At 50.6% G+C, this 25,768-nt stretch carries 17 protein-coding genes; 14 read left to right on the top strand and 3 right to left on the bottom strand.

Translation table 11 applies throughout. The annotated features are described in order from the left end of the window. The 3 genes from D0C16_RS16540 to D0C16_RS16530 all read left to right on the top strand — a co-directional run bounded on the left by D0C16_RS16540 (position 1) and on the right by D0C16_RS16530 (position 3,771). Positions 1-1,239 carry an ABC transporter permease gene (locus tag D0C16_RS16540; protein ID WP_151033375.1) on the top strand — a complete coding sequence of 413 codons (1,239 nt, stop codon included), beginning with the start codon at positions 1-3 and terminating at the stop codon, positions 1,237-1,239. Between the two features lie 12 nt (positions 1,240-1,251). Further along, positions 1,252-2,517: an ABC transporter permease gene (locus tag D0C16_RS16535; RefSeq protein WP_151033374.1), complete on the top strand. Its 1,266-nt coding sequence runs from the start codon at positions 1,252-1,254 to the stop codon at positions 2,515-2,517. Between the two features lie 180 nt (positions 2,518-2,697). Then, on the top strand, positions 2,698-3,771 hold the full coding sequence (locus D0C16_RS16530; protein ID WP_151033373.1) for an efflux RND transporter periplasmic adaptor subunit: 1,074 nt from the start codon (positions 2,698-2,700) through the stop codon (positions 3,769-3,771). A 53-nt stretch (positions 3,772-3,824) separates the two neighbouring features. On the opposite strand, the gene D0C16_RS16525 is transcribed toward D0C16_RS16530, so the two are convergent. From D0C16_RS16525 to D0C16_RS16515, 3 genes are all read right to left on the bottom strand, one after another. After that, positions 3,825-4,595 (bottom strand): hypothetical protein, encoded by a 771-nt coding sequence (locus tag D0C16_RS16525; RefSeq protein ID WP_151033372.1) that lies wholly within the window; start codon positions 4,593-4,595, stop codon positions 3,825-3,827. 150 nt (positions 4,596-4,745) lie between these two features. Further along, positions 4,746-5,495: a hypothetical protein gene (locus tag D0C16_RS16520; RefSeq protein WP_151033371.1), complete on the bottom strand. Its 750-nt coding sequence runs from the start codon at positions 5,493-5,495 to the stop codon at positions 4,746-4,748. 170 nt (positions 5,496-5,665) lie between these two features. Further along, positions 5,666-7,735, bottom strand: a complete 2,070-nt coding sequence (locus D0C16_RS16515) for a beta-propeller domain-containing protein (protein ID WP_151033370.1) — start codon at positions 7,733-7,735, stop codon at positions 5,666-5,668. Positions 7,736-7,984: 249 nt separating this feature from the next. Here D0C16_RS16515 and D0C16_RS16510 point away from each other — a divergent pair, with 249 nt between their 5' ends. The 11 genes from D0C16_RS16510 to D0C16_RS16460 all read left to right on the top strand — a co-directional run bounded on the left by D0C16_RS16510 (position 7,985) and on the right by D0C16_RS16460 (position 25,579). Then, positions 7,985-8,899 carry a MipA/OmpV family protein gene (locus D0C16_RS16510; protein WP_151033369.1) on the top strand — a complete coding sequence of 305 codons (915 nt, stop codon included), beginning with the start codon at positions 7,985-7,987 and terminating at the stop codon, positions 8,897-8,899. After that, positions 8,877-9,341, top strand: coding sequence for a DUF3019 domain-containing protein (locus tag D0C16_RS16505; protein ID WP_225318726.1), 465 nt, complete (start codon positions 8,877-8,879; stop codon positions 9,339-9,341). The genes D0C16_RS16510 and D0C16_RS16505 overlap by 23 nt, the downstream gene beginning before the upstream one ends. Before the next feature lie 168 nt (positions 9,342-9,509). Then, positions 9,510-10,211: a winged helix-turn-helix domain-containing protein gene (locus D0C16_RS16500; protein WP_151033368.1), complete on the top strand. Its 702-nt coding sequence runs from the start codon at positions 9,510-9,512 to the stop codon at positions 10,209-10,211. Positions 10,212-10,219: 8 nt separating this feature from the next. Next, positions 10,220-11,539: an ATP-binding protein gene (locus D0C16_RS16495; protein ID WP_151033367.1), complete on the top strand. Its 1,320-nt coding sequence runs from the start codon at positions 10,220-10,222 to the stop codon at positions 11,537-11,539. A 67-nt stretch (positions 11,540-11,606) separates the two neighbouring features. After that, the gene (locus D0C16_RS16490; protein WP_151033366.1) at positions 11,607-11,852 is read left to right on the top strand and encodes a type II toxin-antitoxin system Phd/YefM family antitoxin; all 246 of its coding nucleotides are present in this window, start codon (positions 11,607-11,609) and stop codon (positions 11,850-11,852) included. Positions 11,853-11,924: 72 nt separating this feature from the next. Then, the gene (locus tag D0C16_RS16485; protein WP_151033365.1) at positions 11,925-12,623 is read left to right on the top strand and encodes an alpha/beta fold hydrolase; all 699 of its coding nucleotides are present in this window, start codon (positions 11,925-11,927) and stop codon (positions 12,621-12,623) included. Between the two features lie 522 nt (positions 12,624-13,145). Next, positions 13,146-19,028: a pectinesterase family protein gene (locus D0C16_RS16480; protein ID WP_191968520.1), complete on the top strand. Its 5,883-nt coding sequence runs from the start codon at positions 13,146-13,148 to the stop codon at positions 19,026-19,028. A gap of 149 nt (positions 19,029-19,177) precedes the next feature. Continuing rightward, entirely contained in the window at positions 19,178-21,580 is a 2,403-nt protein-coding gene (locus tag D0C16_RS16475; RefSeq protein ID WP_225318725.1) for a DEAD/DEAH box helicase family protein, read from the top strand. Then, positions 21,577-22,782, top strand: coding sequence for a restriction endonuclease subunit S (locus D0C16_RS16470; RefSeq protein ID WP_151033363.1), 1,206 nt, complete (start codon positions 21,577-21,579; stop codon positions 22,780-22,782). Before D0C16_RS16475 ends, D0C16_RS16470 begins: the two co-directional genes overlap by 4 nt. A 2-nt stretch (positions 22,783-22,784) precedes the next feature. After that, positions 22,785-23,645, top strand: a complete 861-nt coding sequence (dinD, locus tag D0C16_RS16465; RefSeq protein WP_191968519.1) for a DNA damage-inducible protein D — start codon at positions 22,785-22,787, stop codon at positions 23,643-23,645. 8 nt (positions 23,646-23,653) lie between these two features. Next, the gene (locus D0C16_RS16460; RefSeq protein ID WP_151033361.1) at positions 23,654-25,579 is read left to right on the top strand and encodes an N-6 DNA methylase; all 1,926 of its coding nucleotides are present in this window, start codon (positions 23,654-23,656) and stop codon (positions 25,577-25,579) included. The last annotated feature ends 189 nt before the right edge of the window (positions 25,580-25,768 follow it).

The following is a 25,768-nucleotide window of genomic DNA, read 5'->3' as shown; positions in this document are numbered from 1 at the left end:
ATGCTCGATAGTTTGCAAGAAATTCTTTACACCCTGCGGCAAAACAAATTGCGCACCGGGCTCACCGCCTTCGGCGTCTTCTGGGGCATTTTTATGTTGATGCTGCTCTTGGGTGCCGGGCGCGGAATGCAAAACGGTGTCTATGAAGACTTCGGATCAGACGTGCTGGATTTCATTGTGGTGTACACGGAATCAACCTCGGTTGCCTACAAAGGAATGGGCTTGGGTCGACATATTCAACTATCAAACGATGATTTGGTCGCCATTAAACAACAAATTCCCAACGTCCGTTTTATCGCTCCACAGCGGGCCCAAAATGGGGTGTCCATTTCCCACGGACAGAAAAGTGCGAGCTTTGCAGTGTTTGGTGTGCCCGATGAATATTTTGATATCAAAGAAAGCATTCCATTTAACCTGGGCCGCAAACCCAATATTTTTGATGATCGTGAATTACGCAAAGTGACGGTTATCGGCTCCGTTGTCGCAGAGCGATTGTTTGGCAAAGATGTTGATCCAATTGCCAAGGATGTGCGCGTGAATGGCGTGGTGATGAAAATTGTCGGCGTCTTTTACGATAAAAGTAATCGCGGACGTGATTCAGAGAGAATCTACATTCCCGAAACCACCCATCAAAAAATATTTGGCAACACGAATGGATTAGATTCGATTTGGTTGCGTCCAACATTGGGAACAGATGGATTTGCCGTAGAAAAACAAGTGATTGAATTATTGCAGCGACGTCATTCGGTATCCCCTGAAGACAAACGCGCTATTCGTTCATTCAACATGGCTGAACCTGCCAAAATGGTTAATGGTTTATTTTTTGGTATTAACGCCATTATCTGGTTTGTTGGCTTGGGTACCTTAACGGCCGGGGTGGTGGGTGTGAGCAATATCATGATTATTACGGTAAAAGAACGCACACGCGAAATTGGTATTCGCAAAGCCTTGGGTGCAACGCCGTTCAGCATAGTGAGCACGCTTTTATTCGAGTCAATTTTGGTAACCGCTATAGCAGGTTATGCCGGCTTGGTAGTAGGCGTGGGACTGTGGGAATTGATTTCGTTTGCATTGAACTCCGTGGGGGCACAGTTGCCGTTTTTTAAAAATCCGGAAATTAATTTCCAGGCTGCAATCACCTCGGTGGTACTGCTGGTAATTATCGGTGCAGTGGCGGGATTGGTGCCGGCGCTGCGCGCGGCGAAAATTATGCCGATCGAAGCCATGCGTGCAGAGTAACAGGAGCCACTGATGCTAATCGATACTGAAAAGTGGCAAGAGATTTTTAAAACCCTCGGCCAACATAAACTGCGCACTTCACTGACAGCCTTTGGTGTCTTCTGGGGCATATTTATGCTCACGCTATTACTCGGTGCTGGCAAGGGTTTGGAAAACGGTGTCAATGAAGGTTTTCCACGCGTGCCTAATATTGTGTGGGTGTGGGTGCAGGGCAACACGCAATTGCCCTATCAGGGTATGCCTATAGGTCGTCAGATATCTTTTAAACCGGAAGATGTTGCAGCGATTGAAAAAAATGTTCCCAGTGTTGGATTTGTGCGCGGGCAAAATTCCGTGGGTATTTGGAGCGGCACGCCACCGTATGCGGTACACAAGGATAGAAACGGCACCTTCTTTGTGGAGGGAATCCATGCGCGAATGGAGAACATCAATTCACTGGCGATGATCGAAGGTCGTAGTATTAATGAGTTTGACGATCGCGAAAAGCGTAAAACGGTGATCATTGGTACACGCGTGCGTACACAACTATTTAAAGACGGTGATAATCCGATTGGTGCAGACATCACTATCAACGGCATCAGCTTTAAAGTTGTAGGCGTCTTTAAATCGCTTGCCAATGGCAACCAGCAGCAGGAAGAGGAAAAAATATACATTCCCAATGACACCCTGCGCTATGCGTTTAATCAGGTGGGTTGGATTGGCAGCTTTGTTATTCAACCCAAACCGGGTTTACACGCGCGAGTCGCGGAGGAAGATGTAAAAAAATATCTCGCCGAACTCAAGAAAGTTGATCCAAAAGATACCGGTGTATTTGGCAGTTTTAATTTGCAAAACGAATTCGACAAGATTGAAGGCCTGTTTACCGGCATTGCCGTGTTTAGTTGGGTAGTGGCCATTGGCACCATCATGGCCGGCGCAATCGGCGTAGGCAATATTATGTTAATCGTCGTGAAAGAACGCACCCGCGAAATTGGCCTGCGTAAGGCCTTGGGTGCTACGCCCTCATCCATTACCGGAATGATTGTGCAGGAATCTGTTTTTATCACGACTGTAGCGGGTTATTTGGGATTGGTGATTGGCGTATTGATTCTTGAAGGCGTAGCCAAATTGCTTGAAGCCAGCGGTGGCAAGGCGGGCTTCTTCGGTAAACCGGAAGTGGATTTTGCTACCGCGTTTAGCGCACTGGTTGTGCTGGTCATTTCCGGATTGCTCGCATCCATGTTGCCCGCTGCCAAAGCAGCAAGCGTGAACCCGATAGTGGCATTGCAAGATGAGTAGGTATTTTTAGTACCAAGGTGAAGGAAAGTATTGAATTCAAAACACGCCGTGAATACATCCGTGTAGGCTCAAATCGGCATCCATGCCTCATATGGTTTTGAATCCAACACTTTCCTTCCCCTGAAAGATCGGTAGAAACATTCTTTAAAAATTTTCCAAGTAATAGCAAAGAAGGACACCATGAAAAAATTTATTGGCTATGCAGTCTTAGTATTGATCGCCGTTGTGTTTATTGGCACAGCTGTGTTCTTGTACAACAAATCCCAGGAGAAACCGGTCACCTATACCTCGGATGCCGCGTTTAAAACGACCATCGTCAAAAAGACCGTGGCGGTTGGCAAAGTTATTCCGCGTCGCGAAGTGGAAATTAAATCGCAAGTGTCCGGCGTGGTGGAAAAACTCTATGTAACGGCAGGCCAGAACGTGAACAAGGGCGATATCATCGCCAAGATCACCCTTGCGCCGAATATGGTGATGCTCAACCAGGCGGAATCGCAATTGGAAACGGCAAAGCTCAATTTGCAAAACGCCACCGTAGAATTCGAGCGTCAGAAAAAACTCTTTGCCGAAAAATTAATTTCTGCGTCTGAGTACAACAAATTTCTGTTGAATTACGATTTACAAAAAGAAGCAGTGACTTCAGCGGAAAACAATTTGTTGTTGATGAAATCGGGTGCTACCAAAAAATCCGATAAAGTTTCCAACATGATTCCCGCAACGGTTACCGGCATGGTGTTGGACCTACCGTTTAAAGAAGGTGCGTTTATCGTGGAGACCAGTTCTTTCGGAGCCGGTACCACAATCGCGACCTTGGCCGATATGAACGACATGATTTTTGAAGGCATGGTAGATGAATCGGAAGTCGGTAAAATCCGTGAAGGCATGGAGCTGGTATTGGATGTCGGTGCGCTGGAAGGTGAACCATTTACCGCTACCCTGGAATACATCTCACCCAAAGGTGTGACTGACCAAGGCACCATTAAATTCCAGATTCGTGCAGCGGTTAAACTGAGCGATAAATTATTCCTGCGCTCTAACTACAGCGCTAATGCCGATATCGTGTTGGATAAAAAGGAAAACGTAGTCGCCATCAACGAGGGCAACTTAATTGTGGAAGAAAAAGCCCAATTTGTAGAAATCGAAACCGGCCCGCAAAAATTTGAAAAACGCGCCGTAAAAACCGGCATTTCCGATGGCATCAACATTGAAATTGTGGAAGGTTTGAAAGAGGGCGATAAAGTTAAGCATCGGTAAGAAATTTAGGGGTATGGAGTATTTTGAGGCGAACCCTTAGGTTCGCCTTTTTATTATTGAACGACCATATTTTGCGAGTATTCTGCGATGACATTACCAAAAAAATCAGTAACTTCCAGTGTAATAGTAAGTAGTTCTCCTCCGACTAAATCACTACTGCTCAAATCAACTGGGGAAGTAGTTATTACTTGACCGGGTAATGACAGCGTACTGTTTTCAATTTCCTCCGTGCTGAAAATTAGCTGTTGTTCGTGAATTAACTTGAATACGTTTTTGTAAGTAATAATCGGCACATTCCCCGTGTTTTTCCAACTAAAATTATAGCTAAATTCATATTCATTTGGCGCGCCTTTGATTGCGGGTTTGAATGAGTGGTTAACAGCGATTATTTCTGCGCCCATTTTTGGGTTGTCTATAGGCTGGGCAAAGCTACTGCAATCAGGAATGCGTTCGCTCTCAAAGACCCCGCCAAAATTAGCAAAGCTATGTGTCACTTTTGAAAAGCAAGCGTGTGTTGAATCATAGGGTAGTAATAGCGACAAGTTTTCGATGAAGGGCGAGTTCTTATCAGTGCGTACGCAATTCCACCGAAGCAATTTAAATGGTTGATTTGCGAAATCGAAATTGGTTTGGGCATCTGAGTTGGCGTTGCTCAAACAGTTGTTTTGGTCAAACTCGATGACCAGCTCTTTTTCACTCGATGTTGGTGGTGCTGAACTAGCGGCTCTTGAAGAAGAACTACCAGGCTTTCTTTGTTGACTGTCGCTGCCACAGGCACTTAGACAAACAGCGACGAAAATAGTGAGGGCTTTGGATATACGCATCGGTAACGCTCCTTGCTCGGTGTGAATTCGAAAAGACTTGCGTCAAATAAATCAACGCAAGCCTCATTCTCCTAATCAGCGCCTGAATTTATCCTGAATGTATTGCAAGCTAGCCACTACATCGCTGCACTCAGAGTGCAAAGTTATCCACTAAAGCTTTTTAGTCGCCGCTACTTCCAACTCCATAAAATAAATCGTAGTTGTTCCTTCGTAGCCGGAATCGGTTCCCATCAGCACCCATAGGTTTCCTGTGGCATCGGTTACGGTGGAGTAACTGCCTTTTTGCGTTATCAGCGTTTTTTTGTGGTAAGTAGAATCGATATTGCTAGACCCACATTCCACATGATTGGCGAAATCGCCCGCGATAATCGCGTCGCTGCCGCCACTGGCTTGATTGCCTTTATCCCAGTTCAGCAATAAAAATCCTGTGCCGTCGTTTACTGCCTTGGGTTCATTTTTTGTCGCGCCTAGTTTAATCCACACACTGTTACCGGGAGAGCCGCCGATCCCCATGCAGTTATTCTGCGCATTGGTCCCAAATGTCACTTTGAAGCGGAGATCATAGCGGGTGTTGGGTTCAAGGCCATCAACACGTTTGTAGGTAAACATAAATAAATCGTCGCTGTGATTATTACCGCTTAGTTTGAATCCTTTGCGATTGCTGCTTAGTGATGTGGGCAATTTTTCAACGCCTGATGACAATTCATAAAACGTTTCTTCGCCTGCCGGGTAATCGGCAAAGCCGGGCATCCATCCAGTCGCGCCATCATCAAAATCGATATAGAGCATCTTGGTATTCGGATCTGGCTTGGGCAAATCGTCATCGCCGCCACAGGCACTGAGCAAACCGACAATGGGTAGAATTAACAGGGCATTTTTGATCAGCGAAAAATTCTGCATGTTACAACTCCAGAATAAAATGTAAGAAAGACGATGTTGGGGTTAGACAGGGCTCATTGTTATTGGCGCAGAAAAGTTAATCTGTGGGGGATATGTAGCCGGGCGTTAAAAAATGTAACCCATAAAATTTGGGGCGAAAAAAAGGCCGCACTTGGCGGCCCAGGGAAAATCTATTTTTGCGGCGGATACCAGGGCGCACCAATAACCTTGGGCCCGTGGACATAGAACACAGCATCATTGTGCAGCAGGCCGCGATCATTCCATCCCCACAGTGGGTATTCTTGCTCCAGATTATTTTCGCCGACCAAATTGTTTACCAAATCGAGAGAAACTTTGCCGTTGCTTAAGCCGTTAATTTCGAATTGATACAAACTTTCATTAACCCAGCGACTGGATGTGTACTCAGGAAACTTAACTTCTTCATAGAGACTCACGGGAAAAGTGATACGCAACTGATCACTCGATGCTTGCAAGAATGACAGGGCGCGGTGATCGTAAAGTGCGCTGCTCCAGCTATACGCAGAACCTAAAAGGTGTTTACTAACCTCAACGGGTCGCGCCGGGTCGCGAATATCGTAGAGTGATGCTTTCAAGTACGTAGCGAATCCATCGCTATTGGTTTCATTGCCCAGCGCGAACACGTAGTTATCACCCACGGGATGTAAATACGTTGAAAAACCGGGAATTTCCAATTGACCGGCGATTTTTGGATCTGTGGGATTCGCTAAGTCCAATACATAGAAAGGGTCTTTGCGCTCAAAGGTAACGACATAGGCTTTGTCGCCATTGAAGCGCACGCCGAAAATGTCTTCGCGCGGTTTGCCAATCGCTTCCGGGCGATTTTTATTGGGGAGTTGCGCAACTACCGCCAGCTCGCTGCGACCGGACACTTTTTGCAGCACACTCAATTGATGTTCTGGCTCACCGGTTTCACCATAATTGGTGGTGATAATCCGCAATAGATTATTGTGTTCATCCATACGGAACGAGGGCGAATTCCAACCGAGTACGCCTTCCACGGAACCGGTAGCCGCATAATCAACGCCGCTGCTGTTCAAGGCGAATTGATGTAAAACGGTGTAGCTCTGCCAGTTGTCCCATTTGCTGTAATCGGAACCACCGAGGTAGAGATTGTTGGTCGAACTGTAAATGCCTTCAACATTGCCATTCACGCAGACGGATTCAAGCAGCTGTTGGGAAGCAAGATTGATCGCGGTGATATTGATCAGCGTTAAACTGCCGTCGGATTTTTCTGTGCTGGCGGGCACCATACATCCATTGGCGCCAGTCAGTGTTTGCGGGCTACCGCCGTTGATGGAATATTCAGGGAGTAATTTTTCCACTTGGGTCTGGGCAATTAATTGTTCGTTGGCAATTTTTGCTTCTTTGGTTTCGGCCGCGTAATCCAGGGTTGGAATTCCAGGAACAAAGCTGCTGATGACATAAAGGGTATTGCCAATTTTGCGAGTGCCCAACAGGTCGCCATCAATGGACAGTGACCAGGTTTTAGCGGGTGTTGCTGGTGAGCGCACATCATAGAGAGTGATCTCTACGCCGTTGTCCATTTGGTAAGGCCAGATCATCGCAGAGCGCGCTTTGTCCGCTTCATCAACGGCGAGTGGTTTGCCGTCACTGGATACATCGTTGACGACTTTGTCGGTGAAGGCGATGAAATCCCAGGAGCGGCGAACTGTGGCCAATCCGGTAGTGCCCTGACCGCCATCGACCAGATACAACTCACCCACATCGCCCCATTGTTCGGTATCCAACGCGATATCGGTGACGTGACTCGCGCTTGCAGTGGTTGGGTTGGTCGCAAAAATCCTGAGGCTTGCCTTGGCACCTGTCTCGGTAAATTCAACGGGAGTGGCGAGGTACACATAGCGGCCGTCATATTTCACCACGTCAGCTTCATCGACACCGGCGACCTGCACGTTAGTGGTCGAAAAATTGCCGCCGGTTTTGTTGGTATCTGCCGTGGTATTGATGACTGCCGCTTCGCGAATCATCATGCCGTAGCTTTGGTTCTCGCGCAGTGATACGCGCAAACCGTTTTTAATCAGCTCGGATAATTCGTTGGCTGAAGCCTGACGCAATGGGCCCGGCTCGATCTTCGCCTGGCTGAGTTTGGAGTAGTCGGTATTGGGTTCCTGGCTCACGGGCGCTTTACTGGAGCCACCGCTACCGCCGCAGGCAACTAGCGGTAAGCTTAGCAACAGGGTTTTAAACATGGGTTTCATACTGCAACTCCTTCGAAATTATTGATTTTTTTGGACCGAAACAATCCTGTGTGTGCGTGTTAAACACATGCTGGTATCCTAAGCGGGTGTTGATGGCAGAATCTGTAATGGATCTGAACGAATTTGTAATAATTTGTAATAGCGGTACGGCGAATCAGGTATTTGCTACAAATCATTACAACGCCATGGACGGGATCCATTTATAAATAGCAACATGACCTTTTTGCTCTGTTTGATTGAAACCCCACTATGACGTTTACTCGCCACTTACTTGCCTTGTGCGCATCTGCATTGTTTGCAGCGACGAGCTATGCCTGCGAATCGGGCGAGGCGGATTGCGTTGAGGTGGGCAAGTGGGATATCAGCCTGGGTATAGGTGCCGGGGTACGCACTAATCCTGTGGAAGATGGCGATGATATTCCGCTGGTGTTGATTCCGCAGGTGAATTACAACGGCGAGCGCTTCTTTATCCAGAATCTGGATCTGGGTATGATTTTGTGGGAAACCGACAGTCAGCAATTTAATCTGGTGATGACGCCCAGTTACGATCAGGTATTTTTTGATCGCTGGAATCCTTCCAATTTTTTTACCGATTCCAACGCGTTGGTTTCTACGGGCGTGGATAAAAACGGCGATGGTGGCGGTACATTTGGCCCTGAAAATCCGGCTATTGAAGGCGGTACCGAGTTAGTAAGCCCCGGCTTTAAAGAGGTAAGCACGCGCGACCTGCGCAACCGTCGCACGGCGGGTCTCGCCGGCATTGAATACCAGGTGTCTCTGGATTCAGTCGATGTCCAATTCCAATACCTGAGCGAATTTACCGGCTTGCATCATGGCGACGAAGCGCGCCTGTCCATCGCCAAACATTGGATGAGCGGCAAACACCATTGGGTGGGTTCACTGGGTGCAGTTTGGCAAAGCAGTAATACCGTCAATTACTACTATGGTGTGACGCCGCCGGAAGCGGATCAGCGTGGTACCTATGTGGCGGATGCCGCGGTAAGTGGCATTGCGCGTTTTGATTGGAATTACAAATTAACCGAGCGCTGGGACTTGCGTTTGTTGGCGAGCTATCGCCAGTTACCCGACGAAATCTCAGCGAGTCCTTTAATAAACGATAATAAAGTGATCACGGTGTTCGTTGGGGGGGTGTACCATTTCTGATGGATACCTGCTGAGCGCACGCGCTGTTTCCCTCCTAAAACTGTTATTACTGGCGCTGTTGTTGCCGGGCGTTTATGCGCGTGCCGAAACATCAGCCGCGCAAAGTTCATCGTCGTTGCCGCTGATTCAATTTTCTATCAAGCCGCGGTTGTGTGTACTCAATGCGGGCGAAGAAGTTTGCCACGATGAATTACAAGTTAAATGGGAATCGCCCGTGGTGCGTTCCCTGTGTTTATTTCAAACGGATAAAAGCGAACCTTTGCGCTGTTGGGAACATGAAACGCGCGGCGAGTACCAGTTTGAATTGACCGCCAGTGTAAGTACCGATTTCCAATTGCGTGAACAACAGAGCGATAAACCCCTGAGCGACCAGCGCTTTCAGGTTGTCTACAATGACAAGAAATATCGCAAGGCGCGGCGCAATCCCTGGAGTTTTTTTTAATCGACTTCAGGATTTATCCGCGCGGGAGAGAAGCCACTGGACACGCCGTGAATAGGTCCATGTAGGCTCGTCGTCGACATCCCTGGCTCCGACGGTCCATCAACTTCTCTCCCACACGGATAAATCCACACGAGTATTTAACTGAACATTTACCAACAGGAAATTTCCATGTCGCAAAACAATTTAATTTTACTGGTCGAGGATGACCGCCGTTTGGCGCAGCTGGTTAAAGATTTTCTGGAAAGTAATGACTTTCAGGTCGCCGTTGAAGATAACGGTAATCGCGTATTGCGTCAGGCGCAGAATTTGAACCCGGCACTCATAATTCTGGATTTGATGTTACCGGGCAAAGATGGTCTTACACTGTGCAAGGAACTGCGCCCGAATTTTAAAGGCCCTATTTTAATGCTCACCGCGCGCGATTCCGATTTGGATCAAGTGCTGGGTTTGGAATACGGGGCGGATGATTATGTCATTAAGCCGGCTGAACCGCGCGTGCTGCTTGCGCGAATTCGCGCCTTGATGCGCCGCTACTATCAAAATGATCCGCGCGAACAGGAAAGCATCAGTTTTGGCGAGTTAAATATTCAGCCGGGCGCGCGCAAAGTATCGCTTACTGGGCAGGAAGTCGTATTATCCAGCCATGAATTTGATTTGCTGCTGGCATTGGCAGCACAGGCCGGACAAATTCTCAGCCGCGAATTTTTGTTCAACCATATTTACAATCGCGAGTACGACGGTTTGGACAGAACCATCGATGTGCGCATTTCGCAACTGCGTAAAAAACTCAACGATAACCCGGAAAACCCCACGCGCATCAAAACCATTTGGGGCAAGGGCTATTTGTTTATCGCGGATGCCTGGCAGTAAGCCAATTTATGAATCGCGCGTTTATCACGCTCTATTTTTTTATCGTCGCCTCGGTGATATTAATCGGTTGGGGCCTCAACCAATTTTGGGAAACGCTGGCACCAGAGCAGGAAGCGAGTGCGGAAATTCACGCGCTATTTACTATCATTGAAAAAGATTTACTTCAGCAACAACCGCCAACAGATGCAGGCTATGCGCAACAAGCGCAACAACTGGCGCGCGATTTACAACTCAGCCTGGAGATTTTACCGCTCGATGATGTGGCCCAGTCGTCGGCTATGCGAGAGCTGCATGCGGGAAAAATTCTTTCAACCCTTAGCGACCAGCAACTTATCTGGTACAAGCGCCTCGCGACTACCGATCAGGTAGTGATGCTCAGTGTGCCGCAAGCGGATGATCGTGAATCGCCGCTCTATGATTTATTGTTAATTGTTTTCTATCTTGCGATTGCGCTGGTGATTTATTTGTGGGTTTGGCCGCTTTCGCGCGATAGCAAAAAGCTCGAGCTACAGACACGCAACCTGGGTAAAGACGGCGTGCCGCAAACGCTGGATATTTCCCCCACCTCTACGCTTTACCCCTTGGCGCGCGCGTTTAACCATATGGCGCAGCGGTTGCGCGAATTAATTGCCTCGCATCGCGAAATGACCAACGCTGTTTCGCATGAGTTGCGCACACCGCTGGCGCGCATGAAATTCGCGTTGGCGATGATCGATGAAGAAAAGCTCCATGAAAAAGATCGTCGGCAACTGCGCAGTTTGGAATTGGATATTGCCGAAATGGAATCGCTGATCAGCTCGTTGTTGATGTACGCCGGCTTCGAACAAAAAACCCAAAGCCTGGTGCAATCGCCGGGTTATATGCGTGACCTGCTGGAAGAAATTCAGTTGCGGTTTGTTCGTCACAATGAACGCGATTTGCAATTGTGTGTGAATGATCAACAGGCCGATGCTTTGGTCTACTGTGAATGGAAACTGATTGAAACCGTGCTACAAAATCTTATCAACAATGCCAAGCGCTACGCACACACTCGCATCGCCGTAGAAATCCAGCAAACAGAATCCGAATACATCATTGCCGTAGAAGATGATGGCCCCGGCATTCCTGCAGATAAGCGCGAACGGGTATTTGACTCCTTTGTGCGCCTCTACCATGAAGACGAATCTGCCAGCGAAAAATCCAACGGCTCCGCTACCGGTGGTTTTGGCTTGGGGCTCGCCATCGTTAAACGCATTATGCAATGGCACAAGGGCAGGGCAGAGTTCGTTGAACCCCAACAACTCGGCGGCGCGCGCGCGCAGGTGCGCTGGCCGAAATCCAAAACCTGATTATCTAGTTTCCAAAAATCCTACCTTATTTCAATATTTGTACGTAACTACATTTTTGGAGCGGGTGATGGTTGCCACTATTCTATCCAGCAAAGAATTTAATAAGGCTTTACGTAAGGCAAAAAAAGCTGCACTGCATGGGCCGGTATTTATTACTGATCGCGGTAAAGTTTCTTATGTACTTCTGACCGTGGATGAATATCGCAACATCATTGGTAAACAAACCAATATGGCTGATCTATTGGCAATGCGCGAGCCTGGTGATATTGAATTTCAAATACCCAAGTTAAATCTCACTGCAAGATCTATGTAATTCCAAAGTTCAACTTTGGAATTACATAGAATCTCGTGTTACAGCTAGTTGTGAATAATTCAGGGGGTGGCAATGGAAAATAAAAAAGTAACCCTGGTGTTATTGCCCGGCCTTAATGGCACGGCTGGTTTATTTGATCCGTTACTTTCAATCGCTACCGACGATTATGTGGTGGTAATAGATTACCCCGTCGATGAAATTAAAACCTACGCAGAATTGACGGAAGACGTGCTGGAAAAAATTCGCTGCATTGATGGCGATTTTGTTTTAGTAGGCGAATCGTTTTCCGGGCCAATCGCAATATTTTTATCCGCACAAAATATTCCCGGTCATATAGGCACAGTATTGGTTGCGACCTTTGTGTCTGGCCCTTATTGGAAATTCGCCAGCTATTTGCCTTGGACAGTGATCTATCGGCTCGCGCGGCCTTTGTATGCGCTGCGAATTAAATTATCCAATGGTACTAATGCCAGTTTGCTCAAGGCGGCGAGTGTGGAAATGCAAAAGGTGAAGCCGGAAGTGTTGGCAGCCAGAACCCGGGCGGCACTGGCGGTGGATGCAAGCGTGGCACTGGTGCAAATAAAAATTCCGCTGGTGTATTTTCGCGCGCGTTATGACGTTGTTGTACCGGCATGGAACCTGAAAAAAATTATGGCTATCAAACCGAACACCAAAGTGGTCAGCTTTGACTGCCAGCATTTTCTGTTGCAATCTGTACCCCAGGCTGCGTTGCAGGCGATAGATGATTTTGTGCGGGTTATTCGCTCCTGATCAACGCCTGGCGATTTGCTCCTGTTATAACCCTGCGCGGGTTGCCAAGGGATTTGCCTGGAGCTGTTATTCCACAATCGTTTAACAAATGTACGACATAAGGGCTGGCGCTTATTAAAACCTTGGGGTTAAAATGCGAGCGCCTTCACAAGAAAGGTCACGGCTTTGCTGCAAAGCCCGTGTTCAGGCCAAGCAACTGCATCCTGATTTGCGCCAATAAGATTAACGTTATCGCAAATGCAGAATTGAACCTGATTATTCCAAGAGGCCCAAGCCTCACTTCCAACGGCAAATTGCTATACGGTCAACAGCGCCCCATCCGGGTCTGCTGGTTTCAGTGTTTTTAAAAATTTGGGCCTTGAGCTCAGGCTGACCGCGTTGCCGGCAGACCTAATATAAAGTTTAGATTGGCAGTGTTTTCACTTATCGCGTCGATACCAGAGGCCATCGCTGGCATGTCTGGCGGTGTTGTTTTGTCTGCGGTTGTAGCGCAGGCCAAAAATAACGATAAGAGAGAGCACTATGAAGACCCAATTGCTGACGATTCTGAGTCTGGCCTTGGTGTTGTCCGCCTGTGGCGGTGATTCCAAAAAAGGCGGCTCACCAACCAGTTCTACGCCCACGGGCAATACCCAGTCGAGTGCACCGGTGGAGGCCAGTTCAACGCCGGCCCAATCGAGTGTTGCGCAAACCCAGTCCAGTGCTGCGACCAACCCCAATCCAACGCCGATAGTGGGCGTATTGGTAGATGCTTTGGTGGCGGGGATTGGCTATCGCACTGAAACCCAAAGTGGCGTAACCAATGCGCGCGGCGAATTTAATTATTTGCCCGGCGAGACAGTGACTTTCTTTATTGGCGATCTGGTATTTCCGCCCGTACCTGCCAAGGGTACGGTGACGCCGCTGGATATGGCGCAGACCCTGAACCCGGCGTCACCCGTCGTGTTGAACATCGCCCGTTTACTGCAATCCCTGGATACCGATGGTAATCCGGCCAACGGGATCACTATTAGCCCTACGGCAGCCCAGGCAGCGGCGCCAGTGGATTTCAACCTGAGCCTGACTCAGTTTGCGGCCTCGCCGGCGGTGACTAATCTGATCGCCAATTCCGGTTCGGTAACCACCTCGGTAGTGTCAGTGCAGCAGGCGTTGACCCATTTGCGCGATACCCTGGTGGTAATCGGTGTGCCGATTGAAGAGAACAGCAGTTCCGCCGGACAGAGTTCAGCGCCGGTGGTGGTGCCAAGCAGCTCATCTGGCCAGAGCAGTACGCCTGCTGTGTCGAGCAGTACTTCCAGCCTTGCGCCCTCATCGATTGCTTCGTCTGTTGCGGCATCAGTGACACCGTCTTCGGTAGCGGCTTCGGTTGCTGCCTCAAGTACACCAGTAGTTGTAGCATCTTCGACACCTGCTTCGTCTGTTGCAGCATCAGTGACACCTTCGTCCATCGCTGCCTCGAGTACATCGGAAGTGGTTGCGTCTTCCGTACCGGCCTCTTCGGTCGCTGCATCAGTGACTCCGTCTTCAGTCGCGGCGTCCAGCGAGCCAGTAGTAGCGCCGTCTTCCACGGCGGCGTCCTCTGAAGCGGTTTCGTCCGCAGCGGTGGTGGCATCTACAAGTGCCCAATCGAGCATCGCCCCAAGCGCCTTTGACGCCGCTAACGGTTGGGCGTCAGTGGGTACTAACAATCTTGGTCACGCAGGAACCACCGGTGGTGTGACGGCGGATGCTGCTCATACTTATACAGTGACTAACCGCAACGAATTGCTCGCGGCGCTCTATACCAATTTGGTAATCAACAACGACGGCAGCTTTACCGGTACTGTGGATACCACGCCCAAAATTATCTATATCGATGGCACCGTAAATCTGAATATGAACAAGGCGCTGATGGAGCAGACCGAAGCGGATTACATCTGCCCGATTGATGGCACCAGTATCAAGGTGGCTTACAACTTCGAAGACTACAAAAACTTCTACGATCCCAATGGCGCCTGGGGCACCAAGGCGGTATCGGGCGATCTGGAAACTGCACGCGTCTGCGCTTCTAACAAGCAAAAAGCCGTGGTCCAGATTAAAGTGGGTTCCAACACCACCATTATTGGCAAGAACAACAACGCCAAGATTGTGCGCGGCCATGTGCGCCTGAGCCCTCCCTACGACAACATCATCATTCGCAACGTCCACTTCGAAGATGCCTTCGATATGTTTCCGCAGTGGGACCCTACCGACAGCGGCGGCCGCTGGAACTCGCTCTACGACAATATCAGCGTCGATGGCGCGACCCATGTGTGGATCGACCACTGTAGCTTCAGCGATGGTGCCAACCACGACAAGTTGTATCCGCCGGTATTTGCCGCGCCTTACAACCTGCCGGAAATGAAAGTCCAGCATCACGATGGCGCGGTGGATGTGAGCAAAAACGCCAACTACGTGACCCTGTCCTACAACTATGTGCACGATCACGACAAGACCCACCTGGTGGGCAGTTCGGACACCATCGCCGCGGACAACGGGCCCAAGTTCCTTAAGCTGACCATGCATCACAACTACTTCAAAGATGTGACCCAGCGCTTGCCGCGCGTGCGCATGGGCATGGTGCATCTGTACAACAACCTTTATGACGGCCAGCTCAAGCCAACTGACGTGGATCGCCACTACGGTTTCAGTGTAGGTATGGCGACCGGTCAATTTGGCAAGCTTTACGCCGAGAGCAACGTGTTTGAGATAGCCGCCTCTACCGATGGCGTGCAGGCAACGGTGGAAAACCTTTACAGTGTCAGCTTCAAAGCCACCAGCAGTGTGATCAACGCCTGTAAGGCGGCCAGCTATACCGATGCCGACTGTTCCACGCTCTTCTACGAAACCGGCAGCCTGTTGAACGGTGCACCGGTAGATATCATGGCCGCCGCCGTGGCCAATGCCGCTGCGCAAACCACACCGCTGGTACTTAATTCAGCCCAGACCTATTGGATGCCGTCTAGCTACTACAGCTATACCCTGGATGGCACCAACGGTCTGCGCGACGCAATTATCGCGGGGGCCGGTGCCGGCCTCTGTGCGGATTGCGCCAACCTGACCAAACCTGCGCCTTCTTCAAGTAGCAGCGCGTCATCGGTTGCCGGTGGTTCAGCGTCTTCTGCCCCCTTAGGTGGTGGCTCCTCGGGTTCCAGCAATAGTTCATCGTCGGCTTCTTCTTCAGAGGCTCCTATCGTTATGAACTGTGGCGCGGATGTGTATTTCTGCGATGACTTTGCTGCCTCAAGCGCCAGTAACTGGAACCTGTTGCCGGTCGCAGGCCCCACCGGGGTATTTGATCTGTTTACCCAGAACAGCAACCAGATGTTGCGCTATACCGCCGCCAGTGCAGGTGGCGTATTGGCACTGGTAAAACCAGCGGCTTTTACCGGTGTGACCAGTGGTGATTATTACGTAGAGGCAAGAATCCGCCCGCGCAACAATTCGACAACGGGTAACAAACAGCTCTACCTCATCGCGCGCGCTCAGGATGCCAATAACTGGTATGGCGCCGGCTTTAACGTGCAGGGTTCTACCACCAGCACCCGTGTGGCGATTGGCAAGATGGTGGCGGGCACCTTTACCGACAACATTTTCGCGCGCTACAACACCCCGATCGAGCAGGGCACTACTGGCGGCACCGATGGCGTCTGGTACACAGTGCGGATGGAAATGAAGGGCAGCTCCATTGTGGTCTACCTCAATGGCCAGCCAGTGATCAGCGGCACAGATACCAGCTTCGCCAACGCCGGTATGATCGGCCTTTACACCACCAACAAGTCCTTTGAAATCGACGATGTGAAAGTGGGCAATCCCGATGTGAAACCAGTGCAGTTCACGGTTTCGCCGCTAGCGACCACTTACTCTGCAGAGGCGGGCGACCTGCCTTACGCAGTCACCGTCACCGCCAAAGACAGCCTGGGCGCTACCGACACTTTTACTGCGGTATCCAGTGATACCTCGGTGGTGGATGTGAGCATCAGCGGCAATCAGGTCAGCCTCAATCCGGTGGGTGCGGGCACTGCCAGTATCACCCTCACCAGCGGTTCCGACTCGAGCAAGACCCACACAATTTTGGCCACCATTGCGCCCCAGTTCGTCCAGCCGAGCCAGACGTATGACCTGAGCGGGCGCGTTGATCCGGCGGTGGCGGAAGCCAATGCCTATGTGGATACGCGCCTGTCGATCACCTTTGACGCGCCGCCGGTATTGGGCAGCACTGGTCGCATCCGTATCTTCAAGGTCAGCGATGACTCGATCGTGGATACCATCACCCTGACCGGCAATACCGATAGCCTGGGCTACAGCGGTCAGGGCATCTACCGTATTGTTAAGACCAATCCACTCTCAATCAGCGGAAATACCCTCACAATCGCGCTGGATAACGCCAAGTTAGCCTATAACACGGCTTACTATGTGGCCATTGCTGATGGCGTAGTGACCGGTGCCAGCCTGAATGGCACAGCCTTTGTGGGCCTGGGCAAGGCAGCGGGTTGGAGCTTCACCACCAAAACCGCGGCGCCCGCGACCGGCGATGTGACTGTGGATGACACTGGCAGCGCCGATTTCCGCACGGTTCAGGGCGCAATTAACCATGTGGTGCAAACGGTGGCGAAAGACACCCCCGCGACCATCAGCGTGAAAAATGGCGACTATCGCGAGCTGTTGTTCCTGCGCGGTAAGAACAACCTCATGCTGCAGGGTGAAAGTCGTAACGGCGTAGTTATCCACTACACCAACAGCGAAGGCGTCAATTCGGGGACTGGCGCCAGCCAGGCGGCGGGTTCGCCGGCGGGTGGTCGCAGCGTGTTCCTAGTGGAAACTTCGGACTTGCTCAAGCTGGACAGTTTGACCCTCAAAAACGATACCTTGATTGGCTCGGGTGGCCAGGCAGAAGTGATCTACTTCAATAACGATGCCGGTCGTCTGATTGCTACTAACGCGACCTTTATTTCGGAGCAGGACACCATCCAGGTGAAAGGCTACAGCTGGTTCTACCGCAGCCTGATCGCCGGTAACGTGGACTTTATATGGGGCAATAACCGCGCAGCGCTGTTTGAAGAGAGTGAGATTCGCACCCTCGGCGACTCTCGCGGCAATGGCAGCGGCGGCTATATCCTGCAGGCGCGCACCCTATCGGCGGCGGATAAGGGCTTTGTGTTCCTCAACTCCAGCCTTACCCGTGGCGCCGGCCCGCTCGGTCACACAGTGGCGGATGGCGTTACCTGGTTGGCGCGCAGCGGCGGCAGCGTGAGCTTCTTCGACAACATAGTGTTTGTGAACACCAAAATGGATGTGCATATCAATCCCGCCGGTTGGAACATCAACCCTATGCCTAACCCGGCGACGGCCACAGCCACCAGCGGCTGGCGCGAGTACGGCAGCATGGATATGGGCGGCACCACTTTGGATGTCAGCCAGCGCGTCAGTGCCAGCTACCAGTTGTCCTTTGGCGAGATCATCAACAGCTACTGCAATCGCGCGCAGGTGTTTGCCGCTTACAACTCCAGCGCCGGCTGGAACCCGCTGCCGGCGGATTCCACCGACTGTTTGAACTATGGCGTGAGCAGCTCATCAAGCAGCTCGTCCAGCGCAGTGAGTTCCAGTGAAGCAGCGAGCAGTGCCATAGTGGTTTCAAGCAGCAGTGCGCCTGAGTCGAGCAGTGCCAGCAGTTCCAGCGCCGCCGCCAGCAGCGAGAGCAGTTCGAGCGCTGTGGCTAGCTCTGAAGCCAGCAGTGAAGCCAGCTCGGCCATATCCAGCAGTGAAGCCAGCTCTTCCGCCAGTTCTGTATATGTACCTGTGACTACCAGCTGGCTGCCAACCTATACGGAATTGCAATCCGCTGTAGCGGCCGCGCCAGCGACCAATAACAATGCCAACTTCAATCTGACCGCCTCGCCGGTCACCATTGGGGGGATCAAGTTCTACTCCTCCACGGCGGGAAGTCTGCGCTTGCATCTGAACAGTGCCGGCACCGAATACGCCGTTAACTACAACGGCACCTCGGCAAAAGATGACACAGTTGTGGCGCCAGTCACTTTCGTTGAAGGCGGCACTCAGGTAAACCCATCTGCGCTCAATACGGCGGGAGGTGTGACCCGCTTTATCTCTGTGCCATTCACTCCGGCGGCAACCCCGGTGACTTTAACGGTTACTTATTCCAACGGCAGCGCAACGGCTGCCGGCGCTTGTCAAAATGGCCAGGTGGCAATAGTTGATCAAACCGGAAAAACCTGGAAAGTAGGGACTTCTTGCAGCAATCCAGCGAAAACGACCCTGACAGCGACCATTACTGATCCGACCGTATCAGAGTTATTTATCCTGATGAGCCGCAATGGTGACAGCGGCGGCGGCATCCGTATTTGGCAAGTTGATATCACCCGTTAACTCCATGGTGTTCCCTTGGCCCGGCAAGCGCAGGCTCGCCGGGCTTTTTTTTGCATGGAATTTGTTAACTGGCCGATTGGGGTTCAACTGGGTAGACTGCGAAGCAATTTAAGTGGCGCAATGCAAAAAAGTGGGGGGAGTTGATGAGCATGAATGAAGCGGAAACCCGCTATCACCTGATTGACCCGGTATTGCGTAAAAAAGGTTATGTGAGTAAAGACCGCATCACCCTCGAAACCATTTTAACGCCTGCTTCGGTTGAACCTAGCGGCGCTAAAGGCCGCCGCCGCAAAGGCCCTGGCCGCACCGATTATTTGCTGTGCGTGAAGGTGGGCGATATGCCCAAGCCGCTCCCGGTTGCTGTACTCGAAGCCAAGAAAGAAAGTGAAGATCCACTCAAAGGTATGCAACAGGCCAAAGGCTATGCCGATTGCCAACGCTTTGATGTGAAGTACGTGTTTTCCACCAATGGTCACCGCTATGGCGAGTTTGATTGCATTACCAGTTTGCAGGGCGGCCCCTTTGCGTTTGCAGACTTTCCTCCTCATACCGACTTAACGGCGCGCTACGCCAAAGACGCTGGCATCAATCTGAGCCAACCTGCTGCCGCCATGTTGTTTCAGGCAGACAGTCCGGCTTGGTCACTATCGCGCTACTACCAAGATGCTGCCATCCGCGCCGCCTTTGAAAAAATCCTGCTCGATCAGCAAGCCGGTAATGCACCGCGGGTACTGCTCACGCTTGCAACTGGCGCTGGCAAAACCATTATTGCCACCAATCTGCTGTGGCGAATGAGTCAGGCAGGGCAGTTACCTAAACCGGCATTATTTTTATGTGATCGCGATGAATTACGTGAACAAGCCTACAGCAAACTTAAAGCGGCCTTTGGCGATAACGCCCGCATAGTGCGCACTGAGAAAGGTAGTAATGCCGCCGCCAATGCTCGCATTCATATTGCCACCTATCAAACCTTGGGGCTGGATGACGATGAGGGTTTCGCCAGCTTTCTGTCTGAACATTATGGTGAAGACGCTTTTAGCGTGATTATTATTGACGAATGCCACCGTTCCGCCTGGGGGCGCTGGTCAGAAGTGCTCAAACGCAACCCCAATGCTATTCACATCGGCTTAACCGCCACACCGCGCAAGCTGGAAGAATCCAAACACGCGAGCAAGGAAGATCAGGAAATCACAGCTAACAACCGCCAATATTTCGGTGAGCCGGTATACGAATACACTTTGATTCAAGCGCAAGAAGACGGCTACCTCGCCGCCTGTGAAATTGTTAAACGCAAAGCCAGCATTGATAGCGCCACCTTCACCAAAGAGGACATCCTCAAGGCGGGTGTGAAGGATATTAAAACCGGCTTACCACTGACCGAAGACGACCTCACGAAAAACGAATACACCGGTAAAGATTTCGATAACGAGCTGTTTATCGAACTGCGCACGCCCAAGATGTGCGCCGACCTGTTTAAACTACTGTGCGAAAACGGCGGGCCTGAACAGAAAGTCATTATCTTCTGCACCCGCGAAATCCATGCCGACCGCGTGGCCCAGCAGATGAATAACCTGTATGTGCATTGGTGCAAAGCACAAGGCCAAACACCCAAAGACCACTACGCCTTTAAATGCATGGGTGGCACCAATAACGGCTCCGACATGATCGAACCCATGCGCGGTTCCGGCGAGCGCGCCTTTATTGCCTGCACAGTGGATTTATTGGAAGCGGGTGTAGATATCGAACGCCTGAATGCCGTGGTGTTTTTCCGCTACCTGCAATCGCCCATCAAGTTTTACCAAATGGTTGGGCGCGGTACGCGCATTCACGAAGAAACCCAAAAATACAAATTCTGGCTCTACGACTACACCGATGTAACCCAGTTATTCGGCACCGACTTTATTACCAAACCGCCGCGCCCAGGCTCCGGCAGCAAAGGCGGTGACAACGAGGGTGGCGACGGTGAAGGTGGTGGCGATAACGGCCCAGCGGTAGCTGAAATGCAAGGCCAGTATGTTGTCGTAAATCCGCAAGGCCGTTTTATTCTTGTGCAACGCGAAGGCCGCGATACACCCATTCCGGTGGATGAATACCGCCGCGAAGTGATTCAGCGGGTAGTGAGCGAAGCCCATAACCTCGACGATTTCCGCGCGCTATGGATTGAAACCCAAAAGCGCCGTCAATTAATTGATCATTTGCTGGGCGACAACTTCAGCCCGGAAGTAATCCGCGAAATAGACAAGATGAATGATTTTGATCTCTACGATTTTTTTGGCCACCACGGCTACCACGCCCGCGCCCTTAAACGCCCCGAGCGCGGCGAACTTTTTATCAGCCACAACGCCGATTGGTTTAATGGCATGGATGGTAAAGCAGCGGTTGTGCTAAAAGGCTTCGGCCACCAGTTTGCCCAAGGCGGCACCGATGCGCTGGAAAGCCCCAGCCTGTGGGAAGTACCGGAGATTAAATTGGCCGGCGGTTTACATGCTTTACGTGCTGTGGGTGTGCCAGTGCAGGTGATGTATGAGGCTAAGGCGAGGTTGTTTTCTTGAAAGCTCGAAAATTAGATATTTTTCAAACCGATTGGAAAATCTACAAGTTTGGTGAGTGTGCCGCACTAATCAACGGGCGTGCGTATAAGCAACATGAGCTTCTGCCTAATGGGAAATATCAAGTCATTCGAATCCAAAACTTGAATGGCGGGTCAAACTGGTATTACTCAGACATGACTCTCGATGAAGAGAAATACTGTGTTGACGGCGATCTTCTTTTTGCTTGGTCGGCGACATTTGGGCCATATATTTGGCGAGGCGAGCAGGCGATATTTCACTATCACATCTGGAACGTGAAACCGAAACCTGAATTGCTTGATAAACAATTCGCATATTATCTGCTTCTTTGGATTACTGAAGATATTCGGGCTGGTGCACACGGAATAGCCATGCTGCATTTTACAAAAGAGGCAATGGAAGCTCATGAGGTATCTATTCCTACCTTGCAGTTACAACGCCAAATCGCAGCCCGCCTGAAAGCCCAACTGGCCGAAGTGGAAACCGCGCGGCAGGCGGTGCAGTTGCAGTTGAGCGATGCGCGTTTGTTGCGTGCTCGTCTCATCACAGAAACTTTTGACAATGTTAACGTCGCTCCAACGTTACTGGGTGACGTAATTCTCGGTATTCAAGCAGGAAAAAGTTTTCAGACGTCAGAAATTTTGGCCCAACCCAATGAACTTGGTGTGCTCAAAGTGAGCGCGGTTAGTTGGTCAAACTTCCAACCTGAACAAGCCAAATCACTCAATGATTACTACGAGCCAGAAGATCATCATCGTGTAAGCAAAGGGGACTTTATTATTTCTCGTGCGAACACCAAAGAGCTGGTTGGTGCTGTTGTTTTAGTCGATAGAGATTACCCGCTCCGACTTCTTTCTGATAAAACCCTCCGGCTTGCCATTGATGAAAGCAAAGCTTATAAGGAGTATTTGTTATACGCGCTTCGTGCCCCGCTGGCACGCAAACACATTGAACACTTCGCTACTGGCACCAGTGATTCAATGCGCAATATTTCTCAAGGGGTTATTACTTCCATTCCACTTATTTTGCCCAGTAAAGCTGAACAAAAAATTCTTGTTAAGAAGCTGAAAGAAAAACTTGCCGAAATTGATGCCTTAGAACAATCCACCAAAGCGGCATTGGCAGATATCGAAAAACTGCCCGCCCGCATTCTCGCCCAAGCCTTTAACTCACAAGGAGAGTGACCATGAGCCAAAGTACCCATCCCCAGCACGCGACCTTTGAAAGCATCAAAGCACTGGATGAAAACGGCAATGAATTCTGGCCTGCGCGCCAACTGGCCAAGGTGTTGGAATACTCGGAATACCGGCACTTTTTACCGGTATTGGAGCGTGCGCGCGAAGCTTGCCGCAACAGCGCCCAAGCGGTGGAAGACCATTTCGAGGATATCCTCGAAATGGTCGAAATCGGCTCAGGTGCGCGCCGCGAGCTGCCCAATGTGCGCCTATCGCGCTATGCCTGTTATTTGGTCGTGCAAAACGGCGACCCAAGTAAACCCGTTATCGCCAATGGCCAAACCTATTTTGCGCTGCAAACCCGTCGGCAAGAGTTGGCAGACAGCAAAAAATTTACCCAGCTGAGTGAAGATGAAAAACGCCTCGCCATTCGCAATGAACTAGCTGAGCACAACAAGCAGTTGGCCGCCGCTGCGAAAGATTCAGGCGTGGAAACGCCGCTGGATTACGCCATTTTTCAGGACCACGGCTACAAGGGGCTGTATGGCGGTTTAGCCAATAAAGATATTCACGCCCGTAAGGGGCTAAAAAAGAGCCAGAAAATTCTCGACCACATGGGCAGTACCGAATTGGCTGCCAATTTATTCCGCGCTACCCAAACCGAAGAAAAACTGCGTCGCGATGAAGTAAAGAACAAAAGCCAAGCCAATAAAACTCATTTTGATGTAGGGCGTAAAGTGCGCCAAACCATTGAAGAGCTGGGCGGCACCATGCCTGAAGATCTGCCAACCCCCGAAACCAGCATTAAACAAGTGGAATCGGCGCAGAAGAAATTGACCAAAAACCAGAAAAATTTGACTGAGAAAGAGTAGTAACCCGCATGGCTCGCCAACAAAAGACCACCAAAACCCCAAAAGCAATCGCCTCTACGCAATCACTTTCCAGCTTTGTGAAAAGCATCTGCGATGTAATGCGCCGCTCCAATTGCGCGAGCGCCCTGCAATATGTGCCAGAACTCACCTGGATTCTGTTTTTGCGCATTCTCGATGCGCAAGAAGCCAAAGCCCGTGAAGAGGCCGAGGTATTGGGTACAAATTTTACCCCTGTGCTAAACAGCCCCTACCGCTGGCAAGACTGGGCAGCCCCCTTCTCAGAGAAGCCGGAACATCCCAAAACAGTGGAAGGCAAACCGTTCGGTTGGAAGCGCCAGGAACTGTTTGCCGCAGGTGATGGCAAGTTGTTCGACTTTATCAATAAAGAATTACTGCCCTACCTGCACAGTTTGGATGTAGACCCGCAAACGGGTTTGCCCAACCCGGCCGCCAGCCGCAAGCAGCGTATTATGGGGCGCACCATGACGGCGGTGGAGCGCGTGCGCGTGGATAGCGAAGCCAACCTGCGCGATATTCTGGACAAAGTACATGAGATCAATATTGATCACGTGGACGATCAGCATTTCTTTACCTTGTCACAGGTGTATGAAGACTTGCTGTTAAAAATGGGCGAGAAAAACTCAGACGGAGGCCAGTTTTTTACCCCGCGTGAAGTCATCCGCGCCATGGTGCATACGGTGAAACCGCAGCTGGGGCAAACCGTGTATGACCCCTGCTGCGGCACCGGCGGCTTTTTAGCGATTGCATACGAACACATCGCCCGCCAACTGGGCCAGAGCCCCACCAGTACCGACTTGGATACCCTAAAGCACGACACTTTTTTTGGTCGCGAAAAAGAGAATTTGGTATTTCCCATCGCTTTGGCGAATCTGGTGTTACACGGCATCGACCAGCCCAACCTGTGGCATGGCAACTCATTGACGCGCCGCGCCACTTACGCGGGCTTGTTTGAACAGGCACCTAAACAGTTCGACGTAATCCTTACCAACCCGCCGTTTGGCGGCAAAGAGGGTAAAGACGCGCAGAAAAACTTTGCCTATGAATCCAGCGCGACCCAGGTGTTGTTTGTGCAGGATATTCTGGCCGAGTTAGCACCTAATGGCACCTGCGCTATTGTTCTGGATGAGGGCTTACTGTTTCGCACCAATGAAAGTGCTTTTGTTGAAACAAAGCGCAAGCTGGTAGATGAGTGTGACTTGTGGGCGATTTTGAGTTTGCCCGGCGGCGTATTTTCAACTGCCGGTGCGGGCGTAAAAACAAACTTGCTGTTTTTTACCAAAGGCAAAAAAACCAAGAAGATTTGGTACTACGACTTATCCCATGTGAAGGTTGGTAAAAAAACGCCATTAACGCTGGCGCATTTCGGTTTTGCCCCTGATGGCAGTGTGCTGCCCGATGCGCAGTTGCCCAATATCCTTACCGCTGACTGGCAAGCCGATGAAGCCAATGCGGGCAAATCCTTCCCCAGTTATGCGCGTATGTTGCGGTACCATGGTTCAGTAAAGGGTAACAGCCGTTATTCATGGACAGTGGACTTTGCCGACCGTCGCGCCAATGCTCGCGAAGCGATGCAACCCTTGCTTGATGAAGCGGCCAGCATTAAAGCCACGGTGGTTGACCTGAAAGAACAGCTCAAGCATCTGAAAAAAGACAAGGCCAATAAAGCCAAACTTGATGCGGTTAGTGACCAGATTGTCGAAAAGGAAAAAGCGGCTAAAGAGTTGGAAAATAAAGCGGCTGACATAGATGCTGCGGTGTTTGACCTCAAAGCTGTCAACCCTCATGCGGTGGTGGAAATGGATACCCGTACACCTCAGCAGATTATCGACAACATTGCTGAGCAGGGGAATATTGTGGCTAAAGCTCTGGCTCGGTTGAATAAATTAATGGCAGCTTCAGCGAGAGCAAAGTGATAACGCTTAACCTTTATGGGCGATTAACTGGCATTGCCCAACCAAAATGGGTACATCACTTACGTTGACCTACTTCCCTACCAACGCGTCGAACAATGCCTAACCAAATCTTGACAGCCTTTGGTTGCGCAGCCATTCGCCGCCTGCGCTAACCGTAAATTTAGGCAAATAAACTGCTGATTAACTTGT

The organism is Cellvibrio sp. KY-GH-1 (genome assembly GCF_008806975.1).
Lineage (GTDB): Bacteria > Pseudomonadota > Gammaproteobacteria > Pseudomonadales > Cellvibrionaceae > Cellvibrio.
The sequence above is the reverse complement of the archived record's forward strand: the minus strand, read 5'-3'. Positions and strand labels throughout refer to the sequence as shown.

What these genes read in the sequence shown, in the direction of transcription:
- D0C16_RS16540 (WP_151033375.1), top strand. Translation starts at nt 1, where the DNA reads ATGCTCGATAGTTTGCAAGAAATTCTTTACACCCTGCGGCAAAACAAA.
- D0C16_RS16535 (WP_151033374.1), top strand. Translation starts at nt 1,252, where the DNA reads ATGCTAATCGATACTGAAAAGTGGCAAGAGATTTTTAAAACCCTCGGC.
- D0C16_RS16530 (WP_151033373.1), top strand. Translation starts at nt 2,698, where the DNA reads ATGAAAAAATTTATTGGCTATGCAGTCTTAGTATTGATCGCCGTTGTG.
- D0C16_RS16525 (WP_151033372.1), bottom strand. Translation starts at nt 4,595, where the DNA reads ATGCGTATATCCAAAGCCCTCACTATTTTCGTCGCTGTTTGTCTAAGT.
- D0C16_RS16520 (WP_151033371.1), bottom strand. Translation starts at nt 5,495, where the DNA reads ATGCAGAATTTTTCGCTGATCAAAAATGCCCTGTTAATTCTACCCATT.
- D0C16_RS16515 (WP_151033370.1), bottom strand. Translation starts at nt 7,735, where the DNA reads ATGAAACCCATGTTTAAAACCCTGTTGCTAAGCTTACCGCTAGTTGCC.
- D0C16_RS16510 (WP_151033369.1), top strand. Translation starts at nt 7,985, where the DNA reads ATGACGTTTACTCGCCACTTACTTGCCTTGTGCGCATCTGCATTGTTT.
- D0C16_RS16500 (WP_151033368.1), top strand. Translation starts at nt 9,510, where the DNA reads ATGTCGCAAAACAATTTAATTTTACTGGTCGAGGATGACCGCCGTTTG.
- D0C16_RS16495 (WP_151033367.1), top strand. Translation starts at nt 10,220, where the DNA reads ATGAATCGCGCGTTTATCACGCTCTATTTTTTTATCGTCGCCTCGGTG.
- D0C16_RS16490 (WP_151033366.1), top strand. Translation starts at nt 11,607, where the DNA reads ATGGTTGCCACTATTCTATCCAGCAAAGAATTTAATAAGGCTTTACGT.
- D0C16_RS16485 (WP_151033365.1), top strand. Translation starts at nt 11,925, where the DNA reads ATGGAAAATAAAAAAGTAACCCTGGTGTTATTGCCCGGCCTTAATGGC.
- D0C16_RS16480 (WP_191968520.1), top strand. Translation starts at nt 13,146, where the DNA reads ATGAAGACCCAATTGCTGACGATTCTGAGTCTGGCCTTGGTGTTGTCC.
- D0C16_RS16475 (WP_225318725.1), top strand. Translation starts at nt 19,178, where the DNA reads ATGAATGAAGCGGAAACCCGCTATCACCTGATTGACCCGGTATTGCGT.
- dinD (WP_191968519.1), top strand. Translation starts at nt 22,785, where the DNA reads ATGAGCCAAAGTACCCATCCCCAGCACGCGACCTTTGAAAGCATCAAA.
- D0C16_RS16460 (WP_151033361.1), top strand. Translation starts at nt 23,654, where the DNA reads ATGGCTCGCCAACAAAAGACCACCAAAACCCCAAAAGCAATCGCCTCT.